Origin of the sequence: Nostoc sp., from assembly GCF_036918245.1 — a bacterium.
Taxonomy (GTDB): domain Bacteria; phylum Cyanobacteriota; class Cyanobacteriia; order Cyanobacteriales; family Nostocaceae; genus Nostoc.
Map to the genome: position 1 here is coordinate 118,769 of NZ_JBALEF010000080.1, position 20,683 is coordinate 139,451.

Genomic DNA, 20,683 nt, shown 5'->3' on the forward strand with positions numbered 1-20,683 from the left:
ATGGTGTTTATGCCGACTCTTTCCGCATAATAGGCTCGCTGAAAATGATTAGGCTGAATCTTTCTGCATATTTTCAGATTCTTTATGGAAGTGAGCAGATGTACTATTAAGCACACTATATAATATATCAAACGTCAGCTGTTTAAATTCTGGGAACCAAGTAAATTCCTGCTGCCTCTGCCATTTTTGGAGATAACTACGTGTAATATCTTCCATTGTGGAGACATAATTTGCCAATGCTGGGCCATGCAATGCCGGCATCATCAAGCGACGGTTTCTGCGGTGTTCCTCTCCATCTTGCAGAAAAAGTGATTCACCCAGTAATGTCTTAAAATTATCAGGCCATCCCTCGCGCCAAGAAAAATTCTTCATTTGGCTTAACAAAACGAACTCTAACGCCTCCGGCCCGACCATCACTACAGTCGGTCTGTCAAGAAGATGAGTTTTGAAGATGAACCCATACTGGCGATAGCGCTTTTTAGCAAAATCGCGGTCGAAAACAAAGAAGAGTGTTTCACCTAATATAGGTATACCAAAGCTTCCAGCAGGAATTTGATGACTTTTCATCTCTCTAAGGGTAGCTATGAAAAAGTTAACACGATATTTCAACTCTGCTGCGATCGCAGCACCCCAAAATATTCTTAGTACTTTCAAATATCTTTGTCTCTTGCACCTATAACCTAAAACCTGTCATCTGTCATTACATTTTCCCAGATTACATAATAACTTTACATAAATTTAATATTACTTTTTATTCAATAAAATTGCTGAACGTTAAGATGTTGTGGATCTATTGTTGAAAAGTAAAAATTCTATGCATCTGGATTTACCACAACTGATTAAATCACTCGGCTATTTTGGGGTCTGGGCGATTGTCTTTGCTGAATCTGGCTTGTTAATTGGTTTTTTTCTGCCTGGGGATAGCTTATTGTTCACCGCTGGATTTGTTGCATCTCAGAATTTATTGAACATTTGGGTTTTGATTTTTGGTGCTTTTATTTGTGCAGTCTTAGGTGACAATGTTGGCTATTTTACTGGACATAAATTTGGTAGAAGACTATTTAATAAGGAAGATTCATGGCTGTTTCATAAAAAACATCTTGTGAAAACTCAAAACTTTTATCACCAGCACGGTAAAAAAACGATTGTTTTAGCACGCTTTTTACCCATTGTACGGACTTTCGCACCCATTGTGGCTGGGATTGGTGCAATGCATTATCGCACATTTATGTCTTACAACTTAATTGGTGGCTTTCTTTGGACATTCGGCATTACCATGTTAGGATTTTTCTTAGGAAAATCTCTGCCACCTGAACAAGTAGATAAGTATTTATTACCGATTATTGGATTAATTATAGTTATTTCTTTAGTACCATCGATTATTCATTTGATACAAGAAAATAGAGCAAACAAAAGTTGAAATATTTTTTGGATTTTGTGTAGAGATTAAGTATATTTATTTACTAAACTTTGATAAAAATTGGTGGTGTATGGCTCGACTGTCTATTGGTTTGGGGTGGTTCGAGTCTTCTTGACATTATCAAGACTTGGCTATGTTGGGAAATAGCAAAAATACTACTTGAGGAGAATGACACACAAACATCAGAATTTGATAATACCCTCATGACTTCCTTAAACATCAACCTCTATCTGTTCTTAGAAAATCTCCTCTTTTTCCTTATTGCCACACTTTTTATTGTGGTTGTGAACTGGGGGTGGAAAAACACCAAGCCTTATACTCTACCTTTACCATTTCCCGGTTGGTATAAAATCTGGTTTGGCTCGGTGCAACTGCTAGCAGTTGTGCCGCCATTAGTGGTCATGCTATTGTGGGGTGTATGGTGGGGCGATCGCACGGTCTTAACTGTGCTTGGTTGGTATTTTATCGTATTAGGGTTGCAAATCATCTCTGAAAGAGTGACGCTTAGGCAGTTGCAAAATGTTGTCTGGGTGATGGTTCCTTATATATATCTCCCTTACCGCTTCTGGCAGTTGTATGAGGGTTTGACACTTTTGAATTCTACAAGCGAGTTGCAGTGGGTACGATATTTATTGATTTTTGAATTGGTGCTGTGGATTGTTAACTACGCCATAGATGTATCTCAATTGCCACAGCTGTTTCGTTGGGAAGTAAAATCAAATGACATTAGCTAGGGATTAATCGCAGAATTAGCCATTTTTACTAAAGAAGTGCGATCGCCTGCTTTCAACCCAAAAACATATTGCACACCCTGTTGTTTCCAAGTCAAGGTAGCATCTGAGCAACCAGCACCACAAGTAAAATCTACAAAATAACCAGTAATGCCCTTAGCTAAGGATACACGTTTCCCAGTCAGGCTGGGTGTTTTGCGGGTTATGGCTTCAGCAGAAACAACGCCTAAACGACAGGCAGAAGCACCATTACAGTCGGGAGTGAAACCCAGTAAAATATCATACTTTTTTTGCGTAGCAGCTTCTATAGTTGCGTAAATTGGATTTTCCCCATCTGACTCAGGAATAAACTTCGGTAAAAGAATCCGAATTTGAGTCTTTTGCTTTAATTTGGGCAGAATAGATTTAAAAACTGGGTGTGGCTGAGTTTTACTCTGCTGTGCTATCAGTTGGGACTGGTTGTTTATATTGGCTATGGCTGACTTGTGAAAGCTGCTGACACTGACTAATAAAAATACGGCACACACAGCACTAGTATTTCTAAAGCTTAAAATCATTTTTGAAAACCTATTTGATCTAAAGTACTTATTTGTAATACCCAGTTCGAGTATAAAAATACGCATTAAACAGATGAAGTGATCGCTGGGAATAAGAAATACAAAATTAATCAGCTAACCTGAGTTGGCAAATGATTCAAGATCGCAATATACAATTTTATGACTTATGCATTGACGCAAAACACAAAGTATGCATAGCTTGAAAAACCACATCTGTCGTAGGGGCACAGCGCGGGTTTACCGATCATCAAAGAACAATTAATAAAGGACTAAAACGGCCTATTTTCGTGAATACATACCATGATGAATTTGTACAGTGCGTAAGTCTTAAATTTAACAACTCTTATCCCCCCACCGTCTAAATTACAGCAATGTTAAGAAAGATGTAAGTAATGGACAGCCTAAAAGAAGAGAGGTCAAATTATATTGCATACAAACGAGCGATCGCAATAACAAAGCATCTGCCCTACACGAAAATTTGTGACAGAGTTGACCTGGGGAACATCCTAGAGTCAAGATAAAAGGGTTGGATATCTTGTCAAAGTACTAAGCACATCTGATATCGCCTGATTTTCTTTGATTTCCTTGCTTTTGGGTTAAAGAGAAAGGCTATGGGCGATACTTATTAACGCGGCAAAAAACTTAAAAAAGTACGCACGGATTGCTAAGACGTGCCTGGACGCAGAGGGTTAAGCCGTTGCACCCCCGATGAAGCGTCAAGAAATAGCTGATTAAATCAAATTCTAAGCGATTTCATCATATATTTTGTAGCAGATACTTGTGGAAAAGAAAATGCTAGGTGTAAATGTTGTTATGAAAGTTGGCGATCGCGTCCGCGTTAAAGATTCGGTAGTGGTGTATCATCATCCTGAACATCGAAATCAGCCTTTTGACATCAAAGGCACAGAAGGCGATGTAGTAGCTATTGCCACCCAATGGCGAGACAGACCAGTAAGCGCTAATCTGCCGATTGTAGTCAAGTTTAGTAAAAAGTTTAAAGCCCATTTACGTGAAAATGAGTTAGAAGTCATCTAAAGCACTTATCGGCGGCGAAACCACTGAAAAATATTCAGTTCGCCGCGCATTCTTTTAAGGTCTTTGCGGTTTTGTTCTGCTGTTGTATAATACCAATCACAATAACGCTGAAACTCTGACCGTGACCGAACTTCGTGGTAAAACTGATGGGTTGTTTGGTAAGAGGCAAAAGCTTCCTCAACTTGGGGTTGAGCAACTGGAATAATATAAGGTAAATTTTTTGACATAAAATTAAGAGTCAGGATTGGAAAGTTTTGAATTCAGCTAATTACCGCACTTCCTAATTAATAACTCATAACTCCTGTACAGACGCGATTAATCGCGTCTCTCATAATATCATGTCCGCATAATTAGTTATGATTCCCCTAGTCATTACACCCCACACGCCAGGTGCTTCAAGTCGGGCTTTGCCCGCCCAACGCACTGGCTCCCCTTAATCCCCTCCCCGCAAGCGGGGAGGGGAGACGAAGCGTAGCTTTGGCGGGGTGGGGTGATTCGGGTTTAATAAGTAATCAAGCGGACATGATATAACTCCTAACTTGATTAAAGCTAACCGCGTAAGCGATAAACATTGGAGAGATATAAAAACATATTATTAGGGCATGGGGAATAGAGCATTGGGCATGGAAAATAAGAGATAAGGAAGTGGGGAAAAAAAACTATTGATTATTGATTATTGACCAATGCCCAATACCCAATGCCCTTCAGGAGTGCTGAGTGGGGAATCTCACTTCTTTACTCAGCACTCGGAACTCGAAACTTGGAACTGTTTTGCCCAATGCCCAATGCCCAATGCCCAATTGCCAAATTATTACTTTTCCCAAAACTTGAAATTGAAACTACTTCCAGGAGCGCGACGGTAACGGCGACCAGTTCTTCTGATTTGCCGTTTGTTGATCCTTTCATTCGTTGGTTCAACTTCAACCTCTTCTGACTCTTCAACTTGCAGCTGAGTTCTAGTTTCTTCCTTACTTCCCCACCAAGCAGTAATCCAGCCTCCAGCTAAAGCGCCTAATCCACCTAGCAAGATACTCATGGGTGCTGGATAGCCTAAATAGACAAAACCCAGCATGAAAAATAACCAGTATTTCAATCCTGTATCGACACCATCAGATGAGGCGACAGCTGGAGCCTGGGGGTTATTATCGGTTAAACTTGTGATCCAGCTTAAGATGAAACCGCCCATGATTCCTAAGAAGATGCTCAGGGCTGGTGCGGAGCCAGTCATTATTAATATAAATGTTAAAAATGCCCCAAATAATAGTTGAGAAAAGAAGCTGGGAGAAATACTGAAAAAGTCGTTCTTTTTGTCTGCCATAAAATAAAAAACTTATTTAACTAATTACTAATTCGTAATTCGTAATTGAATCGAAAATTACGAATTACGAATTATTTTAATTGTGCCTGTTGTGGCTGAGTTGTATCCCAAATCTTTACATAAGGTTGTTCCTTTTCAGTGAAAGGTTCAGCTTGTTTGATTTGTGAGGCTAATAAATCGGCGCTGGCATCAGCAATATCACCAGTGCGATTGTTCAAACGCTCTTTTAGAACTTCCAGCGGTGCTGTGCATTGGATAATCTGAAGGGGAAGTTGATGCTTTGTAGCTTGAGCGATCGCTTCTTGCCGTAATTGTTGTTTATCATACTTGGCATCTAAAATTACCGAAAAACCTTGTTTAGCCAGGATAATTCCCAATTCCAACAGCCGTGTGTAAGTTTTCTCCGTCATCTCAGGTGTATACAAATCATCACCACCCTTTTCCCACAAAGGAATTCCCCCTAAATGCTTCCGCACCGCATCAGAACGCAAGTGAATCGCTCCCTGTTGACGAGCTAAAGACCTTGCTGTGGTACTTTTACCAGAACCCGACAAACCCGACATCAAAATTAGTTGTCCCAGGTTGGGTTTAGTGTATTCCCAAGCCTGTTTGTAATAGTCAGCAGCGGTTTTTGTCGCTTCTTCCTTCACCGTCGCGGGTACACTCGGATCGTCTAGCAAAAATGAAGTTACCTTCGCCCGGACATAAGCCTGACGACTTAAATACAAGGGCAACACCTGTAAGCCTTCCCAGTCTCCAGTTTGCTCTATATAGGCATTCAAAAACGCATTACCCAAGTCTTTACGCTGACGAGCTTCCAAATCCATCACCGTAAACGCCACATCGTACATCACATCGACAAAGCGAAACGGCTCATTAAACTCAATGCAATCAAACAACAAGATTTTATCGTGCCACAGGGCAATATTTCTCAGGTGTAAGTCTCCGTGACATTCACGAATATAATCGTTGTGAATTCTGCTAGCAAATAATTCTGGACGTTCGGCAAAAAAGTTATCTGTATATTGCTTTGTTTCTGTAAATTGCGTCTGAGTCTGGGGGCCACCAATATACTTCTCAGTTTGCTGATAATTCTCATCAAAGGCAGCCCGGACATTTGGCACTTCGCCAAAAGTGCGAATGTAATCATTCGTCTGTGCTTCGGCATGATATTGAGCCACCACCCGTCCCAACTCATCTAGGCGTGTTTCATTTAACTTACCCTGTTCAAAAAGTGTACTTAATAGCGACTCTTGAGGAAACTGGCGCATCTTCAGCACATATTCTACAGCCTCGGCTGTTCCCCCTAACTGATATTGCTCCCCTACCAGAGTTATGGGCAAAACTTCTAAATACAGTTCACCTGCTCCCCGTTGATTTAACCGTAACTCTTCCTGAGAAAAATGTTGCCGCTTCTCTAAGGTGGAAAAGTCTAAAAAACCAAAATTCATCGGTTTTTTTAGTTTATAGGCGTAATCTCCAGTCAGCAGCACATAAGAAATGTGGGTTTGAATTAGTTGAATAGGTTCTGTTACTGCATGGGGATAAAATCCAGGTTGCAACATTTGCTCAATAAAAGCTGGAAGAGTCGCTTCTGTCATCTCTGTCCTCTGCGCTCTCTGCGCCTCTGCGGTTCAAAAACAAAAAAACCAGGAGTTCCCCCCTGGTGTCATCAAAAATTATTACACAGTTTACCTAGCTTAAGAAACTGCTTCAGTTTCAGTTACTGCCTCATCATCATCAGGGGTGATTTGTGGTGGCAAAACGCTCACAACAAGTCGCTCTGATTCAGCTAGAGGTGTAACACCTTCAGGAAAGACTATATCACTGATACTCAAGCTGTCTCCTATTTGCATGTTAGAGACATCGATTTCAATTACATCTGGGATGTTTTCTGGCGCACAACTCACTTGCAATTCGGTGACTACGGTGTCTAACACACCACCATCTTGTTTAACACCAACAGCAGTTCCCACAAAACGAAACCGCACTTCTACAGTTGTGTCACCGTGGCCCGCAACCGCAAAAAAGCTGAGGTGGTAAGGCGTACCTTTTGCTGGATGGATCTGAAGTTCCCGCAACAAGGTTTTACCGCGCCAAGGTGCATCAGCAATATTCAACTCAATCAAGGTGTTGTTGACGGAAGCTCTTTTGAGCAAACGCTCAACAGTTTTGGCCTCAATGGTCAAAGAAATGGATTCTGTACCCTTATGACCATACAAATTGGCAGGTATCAGTCCAGCACGGCGCAAAGCTCTTGGCTTGCTACCTTCTGGACGTTTTTGAGATTCGACTGTAATAGCCATAGAAGTTGTCCTTTGTCATTAGTCATTAGTCATTAGTCATTAGTGAGCCAGCGCGGTCTTGGGGGTTTCCCCCATGAGTGACTGGCGTTAGCCACGTTAGGAGCGTTACCCGTGAGGGTCATTAGTCATTAGCAAAGGACTAATGGTCAATTTACGCACTGAGCAGGGTAGCAGGTGTGCCGTCGGCCTGCAATAAAGCACGTTTGGGCCCGTGGATGGGGTCTTCTACGATTATGGTTTGATCGCGGCTTGCTCCTAGTGAGACGATCGCGATCGGGACTTCCATTAATTCAGCGAGGAATTTTAGATAGTCCAGTGCTTGCGGTGGCAAGTCTTCCAGGGTACGGCAGTGGGTTGTTGACACTTTCCATCCTGGTAAGGTTTTGTAGATGGGGCGACATCTAGCAAATTGACGAGAACTGGTGGGGAAGTGTTCGCTGCGATCGCCATCTATGTTGTATGCGACACAAACTTGGATTGACTCTAATTCATCGAGGACATCCAGTTTGGTGAGCGCCATACAATCCATGCCGTTAATCCGCACAGCATAGCGACCGATGACGGCATCAAACCAGCCACAGCGCCGTTTGCGTCCGGTGGTTGTGCCAAATTCAGCACCGCGATCGCACAACAATTCTCCCAACTCTCCATCCAATTCCGTGGGAAATGGCCCCTCTCCCACTCGTGTCGTATAGGCTTTTGACACTCCAATTACCCGGTCAATCATTGTCGGCCCTACCCCTGTACCAACGCAAGCCCCCCCCGCCACAGGATTAGAGGAAGTGACATAAGGATAAGTCCCATGATCTAAGTCAAGGAGCGTACCTTGTGCGCCTTCAAATAAAATATTCCGCCGTCGCCCAATCGCATCGGATATTTTTAACGATGTATCAATAACGTAAGGGCGCAAGCGTTCTGCATATCCCAAATACTCTTCAATCACCTCTTGTGCATCTAGAGGCGGCAAGTTGTAAAGCTTTTCTAAAATGACGTTTTTATAATTAATCGTCCACTCCAACTGCTCACGTAGCCCATCCGGGTTCATCAAATCTAAAACTCGAATGCCTGTACGTTCAGATTTGTCAGCATAAGTCGGCCCAATGCCCCGACCTGTTGTGCCGATCTTATAGCTTCCCCGTCGTTCTTCCGATGCCTGGTCAATCAATCGATGATAAGGCATCGTTACGTGGGCTGTCTCAGATATCAGCAGGTGGTCAGTGGAAATATTTAACTCTTTTAGTTGGTCGAGTTCTGCGATCAAAATCTGTGGATCGATGACTGTTCCACAGCCGATAATGCAATCGGTATTTGGATACAAAATCCCAGAGGGAATCAAGTGTAGTTTAAAGGTCTGACCTTTAACTACAATCGTATGTCCAGCATTGACACCCCCTTGGTAACGCACCACAACATCTGCGGAACGGCTGAGTAAGTCAGTTATTTTACCTTTTCCTTCATCGCCCCATTGGGCACCTATGACAATGACGTTAGCCAAGAGCTTATATTAAGAAGTAAAGTTTCCACAAACTATTATTATTAACATATTGCTTGAATCATGTCAAGCTAATTGTAGTAGGGGCGCACATCTGTACATTGGGGGATGAGCAGGGCAAACGTATGTTATTTACTAATAAAAACTAAAAAGGATTCCCAAATTATCTAAATAACTGTAAAAATTGATGATGTTATAAACAAAATAAATCGGAGATTTTCTTAGAATATGAATTAGGTTTTCTTAAAATATATAACTCTTTATCCAAACTAAAACAAATCATTGATTGGGTATATAAAAAAAAGTAAATTTCTCTTGAATTCGCAGTTACCCATGCACTCACCATTACAATTGCACTTTGGTCACTAATGATAACCAATGCTTAACACGCATCCAACTGATGGTGTTGCATTAACCTTGAGGTTCATTTGCTAGGGTAACACCTGATTACCTACTAACAAAAATCCCCCGATTGGTCGGGGGCTAAAAAGTCAGAAAATAATATTAAACCTATTATTTGCAATACTAGCGTTCACCTCGCTGACAATAATCTTCCAAAAGTTTGAATGTCCTCTAAAGAACGATTGTGATAACCAACACAAATTAACGCCTCAATAAAACTGAATTTTTTCATTATTGCCTTGTGGTGGTTCACTAGCAGTAAGATTGAACACAAGAGGGTTAGGATGAATTGGGTAGCATACTCTTGCTTACCTGTATTTGAGTGAGATGTAAGTGATGGAGCAGCCCATCCAAAATCTGACTTTTTCCACTAAGTTCAAATTAAAAACTTTTTTTTGCGTAATGTTAGTAATCCCAGTACGCCAAAAGCAATTAATGCTGATGGTTCGGGAACAGAAATTTTTTGTGCTGTCAAACTAGTTTCGTAAGAAAGTTTAGGGTTTGTAGCCGACTCAACCGTATAACTAGCTTCAACTTGTTGTAATCCTCCCTCACCGATGGGAATGGAGAAGATACCGTCTTGATCTCCGGTTATTTTTTTACCCAAGTATTCTACTGTAACATCTGGAATTTGTTTTCCTTCGTAAAGAACTTTAACTTTTAAGTTATCTCCTGCTTTGACTGCAAGAGGATTCTGCAAGGATAGGATTTCTAATGGTAAATTGAATGGTTCAGCCAGAGTCTCAGACCAATCATAAAGAGCTTTTGTATATTTCAGGTAATGGCCTACGTCTTGATATTGCCCAATTTCCTGCTCGGAAATACTGCGAGATTCATTGTCGGATATTCTAGCATAATAGCCATTATCAAAAAATCCAGTTAAGGCTGCAATTTCACTATTAGGAGTGAGAGATAATCCATCTTCTTTCTGGTTAATATTAAATGGAACTTCCTCCCTGATAGCATTATAAGCAGTAGCTTGCTTAAATTTAGATGTTTGGTAAGGTTCTGGGCCATCTTCTGGATGACCAAATAAGAGATTATATTCTCCGCTTTTGTAGTCAAACCAGATAACGTGTGCTGAGGCGGGCTGAATAATTAAAGGTAAAACTGCCACCGCTAATAGAAATTGTTTCCAAATTTTGGTAAACATCTAAATTGTCCTAAATCAGGTAATAAGTAATTAAAAACATAATATTTAATGTATAACAATCCCCCTACCAGGGATATTTATTAAAATAATTTTAAATAATAAACATTGATTTTTCAAAAAGCATCTATTGTTAACAGTGATACAATATTTTTTTACAATAAATAGCCTTGTTGCATGAACAGGGAAAATGCTAATCTGTACTATCGTGGCTATTGTGAATAACTCGGCTGCAAAACCGGGAGATAACTGGGTAGCCGATAATTGACCCACCTTTGCCTGCTTGACTGGGGAATTAGTACCAATCAGGAAATCCCTGTGATTTTGCGGTTAATTAAAATTCTCAACAAAATATGTTGCATTGCAACGTCTCTGCAAATATTATGGATAGGCAAATTATCTGATCCGAACTGTATTGGCGACACTACAGCTAAAAATGAATTTATATTAAAAATTAGCGGATTTCTTTGTGAGTATCATGTATAAATCATCATCCCTAAAAATCCAGATATTTACAACCATAACAGATTGTATTTTGCTACCCGTGTTATCAAAATCCTTAAAATATTCTCAGTATTTGTTTTTAATCTTTAATCTTAACTGATGGAGGGCATCTGCGGCAGAAGGGGCGATCGCATGAGCAAAAAATGGTATCGAGTCCAAAAGCTGAAAGCAATATTTGTCCTAGCATTGGCAGTTGTATTTACTAATGCTCTAGTTTCATATAGCAACACTGTGAAGCTAATTCACAACCAGCAATGGCTAACAGACTCCTATAAAGTTATTACCCAAATTGAAAGTATCCAATCTACACTCAAAGATACTGAAATTGCACAACGTAGTTATTTAATTACAGCAGATGCAGATAATTTACAAACTTATCTTGCAGCTTATCAACAAACTAATAGCAATATTCAGATTCTCAAAAATTTAACTGCCAAGAACCGTCAAAAGCAGCAGTGGATTGCTTTGCTGGAACCGAAAATTACCAACAGACTCAAAATTTTACAACAAGAAATTTACCTCAGAAAAAACCAGGGATTAGAAGCAGTTCGGCAGCAAATATTATCTGATAATGACAAGCAAATCGGCAAAGAGATTCAACAACTGATTAACGACTCTTTGAAGGCAGAGAAAAATTTATTACAGCAGGGAATGCAGCAGTCACAAGCAAATTCCCAAAAGGCGATAGTGACATTTTTTATCGCTGCGATTGTGGATTTGGTGCTGGTGGCGTTGCTATATGATTTGTTGTGGCGTTATATCAGGCAACTTCAGCAGACAGAACTGGCCCTACGCCAAAGCGAAAATCGTTTACGAGCCATGATAGATGCAGAACCAGAATGCATCCAGCTAATTGCCAGAGATGGCACCCTTTTAGAAATTAATGCAGAAGGGCTGGCAATGATGGAAGTGGAAAGTGCTGATATCTTGATTGGTAAACCAGTTGATGCCGTAATTGTGCCAGAGTATAAAGCCGCCTTTGCCGACTTGCATAAAAATGTCTGTCAAGGTAATAAGGGGACTTTGGAGTTTGAAATCGTGGGATTTAAAGGTACTCGCCGCTACATAGAAACTCATGCCGTACCACTGTGTAACGAATCTGATGACACGTTCATCCATTTGGCACTGACGCGAGATATAACCCAGCAAAAACAGGCAGAACAGAAAATTCGTGAACAAGGGTTGCTGTTAGATGTATCAACTGATGCGATTCTGGTGCGAAATATCCACAACCAAATCTTATTTTGGAATCAAGGTGCTGAACGTCTATACGGCTGGAAGGCTGAGGAAGTTGTGGGTAAGAATGTTTTACAACTTTTATATAAAGAGATTTCACCACAGCTAGAAGATGCTTACTTAAGGGTGATGAATACGGGTGAGTGGCGGGGTGAGTTGCATCAACTGACAAGGGAAGGCAAAGTAATTATTGTTGAAAGTCGGTGGACACTGATCCGAGATGATAATGGACAACCCAAATCCATTTTGAGTGTGAACACCGAGATTACGCAGCAGAAACAACTGGAAGCTCAACTTCTGCGATCGCAACGTTTGGAGAGTATCGGCACCCTAGCTGGCGGTATCGTCCATGACCTGAACAATATACTATCGCCAATTTTAATGTCAGTTCAACTGTTGCAGAAAAAATTGCCCGATTCCCAGAGTCAGCAAATACTGCAAACTTTAGAAAATAATGTTAAACGCGGCGCTAATTTGCTCAAGCAAGTGTTATCTTTTGCACGGGGCATCGAAGGTAAACAGACAATTGTCCAAATTCAGCCTTTGATGGCAGAAATTGAGCAAATTATCACTCAAACATTTCCCAAATCTATCATTTGCCAGATAGATATCCCTAAAAATCTGTGGTATGTCCGTGGAGACGCAACTCAACTACATCAGGTGCTGATAAATTTAGTAGTTAATGCCCGCGATGCTATGCCCAATGGCGGTATATTGAGGATTGCGGCGGAAAATCTGGTGATTAGTGAACATTCTGCCCAGATAAATATTGATGCTAAAGTCGGTTCTTATATTGCGATCGTGGTGACGGATACTGGTATGGGGATGTCGTCAGAAGTCCAGCAAAGGATTTTTGAACCATTTTTCACTACCAAAGACGCAGGCAAAGGTACAGGTTTAGGACTTTCTACAGCGTTGGGGATTATTAAGAATCACGGTGGTTTTGTCAATGTTTACAGTCAAGTAGGCAGAGGTACTCAATTTACAGTGTACTTGCCTGCCTCAACATTCAGAGACACACATTCGCTGTCTCAACAATTGGAATCAGTTATAAAAGATGGCTAAATATATCTACAATAAAACTTGTATACAAGTTTTGATGCAGAGGTTTAATTTAAGGTGAGATCACAGTTGGATTAACGCTCTATTTGAGTTAGAAGTATAAATATATTATTGACTCGTTTGTTTGTAACTATGGGTTTATTAGCTATTATTGCCAATATATACCTAATCGAGTCTTTTTGGGAATATGCCCTTCGGTATACTTTGACTATCTACTTTTCCTAACTCCCTAAAAAATGGGTGAACCAGAAGTAATTAAGTCAAAATCTGGAAATTCCCTCAAAAATGGTGAAGATCAATTTAACCAAATGCTACGTTAACCTTTATGATGACGATAGCAATAAGCAAAAATCGTACCTGTTAAGTCAATGAAATGGATCTTAACAACTGCTTTGATTTTGAGCAGCACTACCCAATATTCAGCACAAGTAACAGAGCAAATTAAACAACCAATTACTAATAAACAGCCTGCACAACCAGTTAAAACACCGGCTTCACCTCAACAATCGACTTCTCGACCAGTTTTTATTTTGCCAAAATCACCTGCTCCATTAAGTCCTGTATCTGGGCGGAGAGCAGGAATGGGTAGTCGAGATAATTGCCCTGCGGTTTCAACCCCGCTCACTGCCTTAGTACCATTTCAAGAGGAACAAAAGGTTGGCAAACAGACAAACAATTCAATTATCGGGACTGTAGAGGGACTAACCACTTTAGAACGGCCTACGTTTTGGTTTTACATCCCCTATACTAAGGATTTGTCTAACTCAAGCGCTGAATTTAGCTTACAGGATAGCGCCGAAAATGATGTTTATAGAAATGCGATCGCCCTACCTTCAAAGCCAAGTATCATTGGTATTTCTCTCCCTAGTACTGCTTCATTAGAAGTAGATAAGACATATCGCTGGTATTTAAAAGTACGTTGTAGCCAAGAGACAGCAAGCATTCCTGTATATGTAGAAGGGGACATTAAAAGAATCAATTTAGATGAGCGTGTTATGCAACAATTAGAAGCCGCAAATGAGCCTCGACAAAAGATTATAATCTATGCTGAAAAAGGGATTTGGTTTGACGCTTTAAATATACTAGCACAAATACGCATTTCTAATTCTAATGATGCATCTATTGAAAAAGATTGGCAAAGTTTATTGCAATCAATCAATTTGGATAATATTGCTACGATGCCTCTAATAAAATTACCAACCCGCTAATAATTTCATATCCAGTAAAGTATCTATAAGCCTAGATTTCTACAACCAATTACCAACTATAACGTAGGGTGCCCAGTACATGGGACGGTTATATTCAGGAACTTCAAGTAATTTTAATTGAGCAAAGCGTAAAGCTTCTGCCGTAGTTTTACCAGTCACTAACTGGCGGTAAAATTCATCAATAAATAAAGCTGTAGAGTTATCGCCAATTTGCCATAGGGAGGCTAAAGTACTCCGCGCACCAGCACGCAAAGCAACTCCTGCTAATCCCAATGCAGCTCGATTATCTCCTGCTGCTGTTTCGCAAGCACTCAAAACAAGTAATTCAACTGGTTCTGTTCGTTTTTGCTCTCTACTTTTGAGCAAGCTATCTAATTCGCTCACATTGATGCGTCCATCAGCTGCTAGGATAAAAGTGTCTTTTGCTTTAGAGCTAAATTGCCCGTGAGTTGCCAAGTGAACAACTCTAAAAGGTTGAGCGTTGATGGTTTTTCCTAAAGTCGTACTGGTAAAATTTTTATCCAATAATGTAGTTGTCGATACCCCTGATTCCTGAATTAATTTCAGTTCAACCTTAACGTAGGGAAGCGCTGCAAAATTTTCATTTTTAGGTGGTTGCGATAGTCCTCCAGCCAGGGCATTTAATTTTTTCTGTTCTAGAGGTTTGGGAGTAAATAGTTGCAGTCCTGGGCTAATAACTACAGAGTATTTTTGGACTAAATACTCTCTGCCATCATATAATGCAGACATCGGGATATTTCGCAATAACCCGTCTGGAATAAAGACCAGAGTATTAACTTTACTATTTTTAAGGTCTGTTTCAACTGGTTTAATTAACCAGTTATAAAGCTGTTGAGAAACTGCTTGAAATTGCAGATTAGCATCAGGTTCAACTATTGCCTCTCGTATTTTTGTAATAACTTGCTCTACTTGCTGACGTTTGACTTGAGAAGTTTTATGGATCAATGTTTGATTGGGAAGTTTGATAATAATTTCTAAATAATTATCTAGAATAATCGGGTATAAAATAGCAGTATTCGGGTTGTCGCGGTCTACTACTTTATCCAACGCCACAAATTGGTTACTTAAGCAAGCTTCTCGGAAAAAATTGTCGAGTTCTGCGACTTGCAAGGCTTCCATTCGTTGACGTGCTTTATCTAAATCTGGTTTTCCTTGTCCTTTTTCTTGTAAAAGCAACTCTACAGACTGTCGATAAAGCGGTTCTATGCGATCGCGAAAATTGAACTGTACCTCTCGATTAACTGCAACTAAATCGCTGCGAAGAGACTGAAGAGTTGTTACAGCAGCATCATAAGCAGATATGGCGGCTGGGATATTTCCCTGTGCTTTGAGCAAACGTCCTAACTGCCACTCAAGGCGATAAGCTATATCTGAGGCATCAATTTTTTCAGCCAGAAACAACGCTTGCTGCGTCAAATCCTGTGCTTCTTGCAATTGTTGGTTCTGCTCGTAAACTTCTCCCAAGCTGCCCAGTGCATGGGATTCGGCACGTTCATCACCGATTATTTTGGCTTGGTGAACGCTAGTTGTCAGAATCTCTGCAATGTCTTTTTTATTACCAATTGTGGTTAAATTCTGAGCAAAATTGATCCGTGCATAAATACCGGCTTGATTGGTAGGCAGATTGGGCAATTGAGATTGGATTGTGGGTATTAATGACTTTGCTTCAGTGATAAGTTCGTTTTCAACCAGCAAACTCAGCTGATTAATCAGGGCTTGAACTTTGGCTAGAGAGTTTGGTGCAATTTTGGCAGCATTTTCATAATGAGCGATCGCACCTTTAATATTACTTAACGACCTAGCAGTATTACCGAGACTAAATTCCGTCAAACTAATTTCTAGAGGCAGTTGCAGACGTTGAGCGATTTCTAAGCTTTGTTGTAAGTTTGTCTGGGATGACTCTAGTTCGCCTAATTGTTGTAAGACATTACCAAGCGATCGCAAAGCTATTACTTTTACAGGTGAGTCAGGTTGAGCTTGTAACTGTTTGGATACTTCCTCTAATATATTCAAGCTACGGTGGTAAAAACCACCAACTCGTAGGGCTTGTGCTTGGTTAATCCGGCTGTGCGTTACTCCAGCAGTATCACCTAATTTCTTCCAGATTTGCTCTACTTGTTGTGATGTTTTTATAGATGCATCAGTTTGTCCCAGTGCTAGTTGCAATTCGCCCTGAATATTTAGAGTTTGTGCAAGAATTTCTAACAATTCAGATTTTGGATTCTTGACATTTAACTTTTGATTTATCTCATCCCAGCCAAGTAAATTTAAGCTATTGTCAATAGTTGCATGAGCTTCTTTCCACGAGCCGAGTTTCTGGTATACAAGAGAGAGGTTAGTCAGCGCTGCGGCTTGTGCGAGGTTATTGCTTTCTCGTTGATAGGTACGGACAGCTTGTTGTAAAATAATTACGGCTTCAGTAAAGCGCCCAGTTTGATAAAGTGCTTCTCCTTGCTCAAGAAGTTGCTGTGGTGTTGTGGCTGGGGGTTTATTGATTTGAATGTGAAACCTGTCTAGTGAATTTGTCTTTTGTTGTTTAGCAAATGTGCTAGGGATAATAGTCAGGAAAACAGCAAGGGTAAATAGGACTACGGGAGTTACCGCAAATCTAACTACTCGCTTTGACAGCTGAAGTTTTGCCATATTTCACACCTCCCTGAGATACAGGACAGTCAGCAGGTGTTTGCCAAGGGCTGTGGGGGTTGAGTTGAGGAACTTGTGCTACTAATTTTATGTTTCCCTTGCGATCAATTACCCAGCTAGAAGCTTCCACAATTGGAATTGTAGCAGCAATGGAAGTAGTTGAAACTGCTGTTGATTTTGGCACAGGCGTTGTATTTGCCAAGTTTTCTGATTTTGGTCTTAATTTCACTCACGCAGACACAGTACTTGAATCTTGTAATAGTTCAGTAGGATTCATGGGTAGTCCGCCGCGTCCTGTTGCTACAAATGTATTTTGGAATTGCCGAGTTCCAGGAACTAGCCCTTTAAAGGTGAACGTTTGTACTATTAAATAAATGATGTTTTAACTCAATTTTGGTATTTTGGCTCAGGCGATCGCTTAATTTACAGTCCAAAAATTTGGAGTTTAATGCATAATCTCTTCGTTCAATTCCAGGTGATGCCTGAAATGCCGTAAAAACTTTGATAGTACATACGCTCACCTTGAAAGGACTAGTTTTGTAAGTATCAGGACAATACAACTTATGCACAAAAGAGGATATTACCAAATTTGCACTGCTGAATCAAGTGAATAAACTTAGATCACTGCTACCAATTAAAAATTAGAAGGTAAAGCCAAAAACGCCTGATTCCCAACAGTGAATAGAATCATGTCACTGCTACCAATTAAGAATTAGTCAGGTTAGCAAAGCTAAAAACCTCTGATTTCTGACAGTGAATAAAATCATGTCACTGCTACCAATTAAGAATCAGAGTCAAGCCAAACCAGCTTAACCTTCAGTTCAAACTCAAATTTGAAATTTATTCAGGAGAGAAACAATGTCTAACATCAACAACTACGGAGTAGATATGAACAAGAAAACATTAGCCCAATTGAACTTGAGCGCAGTGAAGGAACTTAACGATGAAGTTGCTGCTACCTGTAGTGGTGGTGTCGCCTATACTGGGAGCAACGACCCAGATGTAATTTTGTATAGAGATGGAGGATTCGGCGGCAGTGATCCTCTGAGTGTTAATGCATCAATAGGTGATGGTCTTGGCTACGTTGGTGATGATTTCAACGATCTAACCTCATCTATTGTCATTACTCGGGGTACATGGGAGTTCTATAAAGACTCCGGGTTTAGGCTGTATCAGGCCACTCTCGGACCAGGACAATACTCTATTCTCCCAGGGGGTATTGAAAACGACAGTCTAAGTTCCCTCTTTCGTATATCATAGATTTAATTACCCTGCCGCCGTTATAGGCATTTTTGCCCAATGGTAAAGCTGCCTTAGAGTATACATTTCTGAGGCAGTATTAACAGTGTTCAGCTATCAGTTACTTAATATCAATAACTCAGTTAGTAATTGTTCACTTTTGACTGATAACTGTTCACTGTTTACTTACTTTAATCATTGAACAATGAAATACCACAGCATATTGCAACACAGTGAAGAAGACTGTGGTGCAGCAAGCCTTGTCACAGTAGCCAAACACTACGGACGCACCTTTGCCCTCAACCGCGTGCGAGAAGCAGTTGGCACAGGTTCGCGGGGAACCATGCTTCTAGGTTTGAGACGGGGAAGAAACTCTGGGATTCCATGCTCGTCAAGTCCAAGCCACCGCACAACTACTAGAGAAATTAAATGAAGTTCCCTTGCCTGCGATCATTCACTGGAAAGGCTACCACTGGGTGGTATTTTACGGGTTAGAATTCTAGCTCAAAGCGATCGCACTGCCAATCGCAATTCCTACACCGTGCAACCAATCCAAACGCGCAGTTCTAAAAGACATTGCACTCTCCTATAGAAAAGGAAATTTAGCTTGGAAGCCTAAATTCCTGCCCTATATACAGTTGAAAAATTAAGTCTTATTTTTCTTTGCCTAGAGTAATAAAAGAGCGTTATAGGGAGAATTTTTTGCACTAAATTTAAATCCATCAGCGAGCGAATTTCATACTATTGGTAGATGTGGCAAAAAAAGAATCGATTAAAAATCAGGTTGGGTTAAGAAATCAGCAATTACCTTCAGTTGAAACCTCAATTTAAAATTCAGGAGAGAAAAATGTCTAATATCAACAAGCATGGAGTAGATATGAAGAATGATCTGCTTTTTCAAGAACTCAGCTGTGAAAAGGCTGCTACCATTCAGGGTGGTTCCGCATTAGAACTTTATCAGGATATCGATTTTCAGGGGCCAATCATCTTTACAGATAGTAGTTCTCCTTATGTAGGTAACCTGAATAATGACCAAGTATCCTCAATTGTAGTTAACGAGGGAATTTGGACATTCTATGCAGATGCCAACTTCCAGGGCACGACAATTACTCTCGGTCGTGGAACATATTCTGATGCTAGAACCCTTAATATTGGTAACGACACAATCTCATCTTTCTCGCGTATAGCGTAGAGTGAGATTGACTGCAACTTTTATAGGCATTTTGTCTATAGCAATCCTAAATGATACGTGAGAATGAAAAAAGGCTCTAATGCTTGTAGAATAAGGATTTTTATCCCAGTATTTTCTCACGAATGATTTCGGATTCCTATAGATAGCAAAACTGCCTCAAAGTATGAATTTTTGAAGCAGTTATAGCAGTATTCATTCTGGAAATTGCTTGCTTGTCACTGCTACCAATTAAAAATCAGAAGGCAAAGCTAAAAAAACTCTGATTCATAACAGTGCATAAACTTATGTCATTGCTACCAATTAACAATCAGAAGAAAGAAAACAACTTTACCTTTAGAGGATGTTTGAAAAGTCTTCTTATCGGGATCAAAAGTTCTAGATCCCCCCTAACCCACGCCACGTGCTTCTCCCAAGGGGAGACGCTGCGCGTAGCTTGCTTCCCCGCAGGGGTACAAGTCGGGAAACCGCAAGGGCGCAGTCTCAAAGTCTCCCCAAGTGGAGCGATTGGCGTGGGTTAGGGAGGATCTAAAAGTGTCTAAAGTCACAGCAAAACACTTTTCAAACAACCTCTCAGTTCAAAGCCCAATCTAAAACTCACGAGAAAACAATGTCTAACATCAACAACTACGGAGTAGATATGAGCAGTAAATCTTTAGCAGAATTGAGCTTCAGCGCAGTGAAGGAACTTAGCGATGAGGTTGCTACTACTTGTAGTGGAGGCAGTGCAAGTATATACCGGGATGTTAACTATAAGGGAGGAGGCATAAAGTATTTTAACGGTGATTCCAACCTCGTTGATAACAATTTCAACGACGAAACCTCATCTATTATTATTACAGGGAATGAAAGATGGAGGTTTTATAGAGACATAAACTATAGCGGTCCGTCTGTAACTTTGGGACCAGGACGATACTCGTTTGTTGCTAATGTTGGTATTCCAAACGACTGGATTAGTTCTCTCAGACGCCTATAGTTCTCTCAGACACCTAGCATAGATTTGACTTCTGTGCATCCGTTTTAGGAACTTTGCTTAGATAGTAAAATAGCCTCAGACTAGTCATCCATTTCTGAGGCATTTTACTATCTCAGTCCTCTGTTAAAACTTCCCTCATCCCCTCTCTAACTTGCAACAGAGATGCCGCAGGTGGAGTATAAGTTTTTGCACCC

At 40.5% G+C, this 20,683-nt stretch carries 18 protein-coding genes and 1 pseudogene; 9 read left to right on the forward strand and 10 right to left on the reverse strand.

From position 1 onward, the window contains the following. Positions 1–48: 48 nt before the first annotated feature. A complete protein-coding gene (locus V7L12_RS22450; protein ID WP_335087633.1) occupies positions 49–654 on the reverse strand; it encodes a cytochrome P450 in 606 nt (201 codons plus the stop codon). 160 nt (positions 655–814) lie between these two features. Between V7L12_RS22450 and V7L12_RS22455 the strand changes: the two genes are divergently transcribed. Both V7L12_RS22455 and V7L12_RS22460 read left to right on the forward strand, forming a co-directional pair. Beyond that, positions 815–1,420: a DedA family protein gene (locus V7L12_RS22455; protein WP_335087866.1), complete on the forward strand. Its 606-nt coding sequence runs from the start codon at positions 815–817 to the stop codon at positions 1,418–1,420. 203 nt (positions 1,421–1,623) lie between these two features. After that, positions 1,624–2,154, forward strand: a complete 531-nt coding sequence (locus V7L12_RS22460; RefSeq protein WP_335087635.1) for a hypothetical protein — start codon at positions 1,624–1,626, stop codon at positions 2,152–2,154. Here V7L12_RS22460 and V7L12_RS22465 read toward each other — a convergent pair. Then, positions 2,151–2,708 (reverse strand): hypothetical protein, encoded by a 558-nt coding sequence (locus tag V7L12_RS22465; RefSeq protein ID WP_335087637.1) that lies wholly within the window; start codon positions 2,706–2,708, stop codon positions 2,151–2,153. The two genes, V7L12_RS22460 and V7L12_RS22465, sit on opposite strands and share 4 nt — an antisense overlap. A gap of 813 nt (positions 2,709–3,521) precedes the next feature. On the opposite strand from V7L12_RS22465, the gene V7L12_RS22470 reads away from it, so the two are divergent. Continuing rightward, a complete protein-coding gene (locus tag V7L12_RS22470) occupies positions 3,522–3,743 on the forward strand; it encodes a ferredoxin-thioredoxin reductase variable chain (protein ID WP_442947913.1) in 222 nt (73 codons plus the stop codon). 5 nt (positions 3,744–3,748) lie between these two features. Here V7L12_RS22470 and V7L12_RS22475 read toward each other — a convergent pair whose 3' ends face one another. The 6 genes from V7L12_RS22475 to V7L12_RS22500 form a co-directional block, all read right to left on the reverse strand. Then, positions 3,749–3,970 (reverse strand): hypothetical protein, encoded by a 222-nt coding sequence (locus V7L12_RS22475; RefSeq protein WP_334821689.1) that lies wholly within the window; start codon positions 3,968–3,970, stop codon positions 3,749–3,751. 584 nt (positions 3,971–4,554) lie between these two features. After that, positions 4,555–5,061 carry a hypothetical protein gene (locus tag V7L12_RS22480; protein ID WP_335087641.1) on the reverse strand — a complete coding sequence of 169 codons (507 nt, stop codon included), beginning with the start codon at positions 5,059–5,061 and terminating at the stop codon, positions 4,555–4,557. 71 nt (positions 5,062–5,132) lie between these two features. After that, a complete protein-coding gene (locus V7L12_RS22485; RefSeq protein ID WP_335087643.1) occupies positions 5,133–6,662 on the reverse strand; it encodes a bifunctional aminoglycoside phosphotransferase/ATP-binding protein in 1,530 nt (509 codons plus the stop codon). Positions 6,663–6,761: 99 nt separating this feature from the next. Beyond that, complete coding sequence (locus V7L12_RS22490) at positions 6,762–7,367, reverse strand: 50S ribosomal protein L25/general stress protein Ctc (RefSeq protein ID WP_335087645.1); 606 nt, start codon at positions 7,365–7,367, stop codon at positions 6,762–6,764. Between the two features lie 151 nt (positions 7,368–7,518). Continuing rightward, entirely contained in the window at positions 7,519–8,862 is a 1,344-nt protein-coding gene (locus V7L12_RS22495) for an adenylosuccinate synthase (RefSeq protein ID WP_335087647.1), read from the reverse strand. A gap of 775 nt (positions 8,863–9,637) precedes the next feature. Further along, positions 9,638–10,414, reverse strand: a complete 777-nt coding sequence (locus V7L12_RS22500) for a DUF4198 domain-containing protein (protein WP_335087649.1) — start codon at positions 10,412–10,414, stop codon at positions 9,638–9,640. Positions 10,415–11,047: 633 nt separating this feature from the next. Between V7L12_RS22500 and V7L12_RS22505 the strand changes: the two genes are divergently transcribed. Further along, the gene (locus V7L12_RS22505) at positions 11,048–13,216 is read left to right on the forward strand and encodes a PAS domain S-box protein (protein WP_335087650.1); all 2,169 of its coding nucleotides are present in this window, start codon (positions 11,048–11,050) and stop codon (positions 13,214–13,216) included. A gap of 365 nt (positions 13,217–13,581) precedes the next feature. Then, a complete protein-coding gene (locus V7L12_RS22510) occupies positions 13,582–14,421 on the forward strand; it encodes a DUF928 domain-containing protein (RefSeq protein ID WP_335087652.1) in 840 nt (279 codons plus the stop codon). Positions 14,422–14,460: 39 nt separating this feature from the next. Here V7L12_RS22510 and V7L12_RS22515 read toward each other — a convergent pair whose 3' ends face one another. After that, complete coding sequence (locus tag V7L12_RS22515) at positions 14,461–17,085, reverse strand: CHAT domain-containing protein (protein WP_335087654.1); 2,625 nt, start codon at positions 17,083–17,085, stop codon at positions 14,461–14,463. Continuing rightward, positions 17,051–17,314 carry a hypothetical protein gene (locus tag V7L12_RS22520; protein ID WP_335087656.1) on the reverse strand — a complete coding sequence of 88 codons (264 nt, stop codon included), beginning with the start codon at positions 17,312–17,314 and terminating at the stop codon, positions 17,051–17,053. The genes V7L12_RS22515 and V7L12_RS22520 overlap by 35 nt, the downstream gene beginning before the upstream one ends. A gap of 629 nt (positions 17,315–17,943) precedes the next feature. On the opposite strand from V7L12_RS22520, the gene V7L12_RS22525 reads away from it, so the two are divergent. The 4 genes and pseudogenes from V7L12_RS22525 to V7L12_RS22540 all read left to right on the forward strand — a co-directional run bounded on the left by V7L12_RS22525 (position 17,944) and on the right by V7L12_RS22540 (position 20,489). After that, positions 17,944–18,345, forward strand: a complete 402-nt coding sequence (locus tag V7L12_RS22525; RefSeq protein WP_335087658.1) for a beta/gamma crystallin-related protein — start codon at positions 17,944–17,946, stop codon at positions 18,343–18,345. 184 nt (positions 18,346–18,529) lie between these two features. Beyond that, positions 18,530–18,815, forward strand: a pseudogene (locus V7L12_RS22530) (cysteine peptidase family C39 domain-containing protein); the annotation flags it as partial. Between the two features lie 356 nt (positions 18,816–19,171). Next, positions 19,172–19,516: a beta/gamma crystallin-related protein gene (locus V7L12_RS22535; protein ID WP_335087660.1), complete on the forward strand. Its 345-nt coding sequence runs from the start codon at positions 19,172–19,174 to the stop codon at positions 19,514–19,516. A gap of 607 nt (positions 19,517–20,123) precedes the next feature. Continuing rightward, positions 20,124–20,489: a beta/gamma crystallin-related protein gene (locus V7L12_RS22540; protein ID WP_335087662.1), complete on the forward strand. Its 366-nt coding sequence runs from the start codon at positions 20,124–20,126 to the stop codon at positions 20,487–20,489. The last annotated feature ends 194 nt before the right edge of the window (positions 20,490–20,683 follow it).

What these genes read in the sequence shown, in the direction of transcription:
- V7L12_RS22525 (WP_335087658.1), top strand. Translation starts at nt 17,944, where the DNA reads ATGTCTAACATCAACAACTACGGAGTAGATATGAACAAGAAAACATTA.
- V7L12_RS22475 (WP_334821689.1), bottom strand. Translation starts at nt 3,970, where the DNA reads ATGTCAAAAAATTTACCTTATATTATTCCAGTTGCTCAACCCCAAGTT.
- V7L12_RS22470 (WP_442947913.1), top strand. Translation starts at nt 3,522, where the DNA reads ATGAAAGTTGGCGATCGCGTCCGCGTTAAAGATTCGGTAGTGGTGTAT.
- V7L12_RS22500 (WP_335087649.1), bottom strand. Translation starts at nt 10,414, where the DNA reads ATGTTTACCAAAATTTGGAAACAATTTCTATTAGCGGTGGCAGTTTTA.
- V7L12_RS22460 (WP_335087635.1), top strand. Translation starts at nt 1,624, where the DNA reads ATGACTTCCTTAAACATCAACCTCTATCTGTTCTTAGAAAATCTCCTC.
- V7L12_RS22465 (WP_335087637.1), bottom strand. Translation starts at nt 2,708, where the DNA reads ATGATTTTAAGCTTTAGAAATACTAGTGCTGTGTGTGCCGTATTTTTA.
- V7L12_RS22455 (WP_335087866.1), top strand. Translation starts at nt 815, where the DNA reads ATGCATCTGGATTTACCACAACTGATTAAATCACTCGGCTATTTTGGG.
- V7L12_RS22505 (WP_335087650.1), top strand. Translation starts at nt 11,048, where the DNA reads ATGAGCAAAAAATGGTATCGAGTCCAAAAGCTGAAAGCAATATTTGTC.
- V7L12_RS22515 (WP_335087654.1), bottom strand. Translation starts at nt 17,085, where the DNA reads ATGGCAAAACTTCAGCTGTCAAAGCGAGTAGTTAGATTTGCGGTAACT.
- V7L12_RS22490 (WP_335087645.1), bottom strand. Translation starts at nt 7,367, where the DNA reads ATGGCTATTACAGTCGAATCTCAAAAACGTCCAGAAGGTAGCAAGCCA.
- V7L12_RS22535 (WP_335087660.1), top strand. Translation starts at nt 19,172, where the DNA reads ATGTCTAATATCAACAAGCATGGAGTAGATATGAAGAATGATCTGCTT.
- V7L12_RS22480 (WP_335087641.1), bottom strand. Translation starts at nt 5,061, where the DNA reads ATGGCAGACAAAAAGAACGACTTTTTCAGTATTTCTCCCAGCTTCTTT.
- V7L12_RS22510 (WP_335087652.1), top strand. Translation starts at nt 13,582, where the DNA reads ATGAAATGGATCTTAACAACTGCTTTGATTTTGAGCAGCACTACCCAA.
- V7L12_RS22540 (WP_335087662.1), top strand. Translation starts at nt 20,124, where the DNA reads ATGTCTAACATCAACAACTACGGAGTAGATATGAGCAGTAAATCTTTA.
- V7L12_RS22485 (WP_335087643.1), bottom strand. Translation starts at nt 6,662, where the DNA reads ATGACAGAAGCGACTCTTCCAGCTTTTATTGAGCAAATGTTGCAACCT.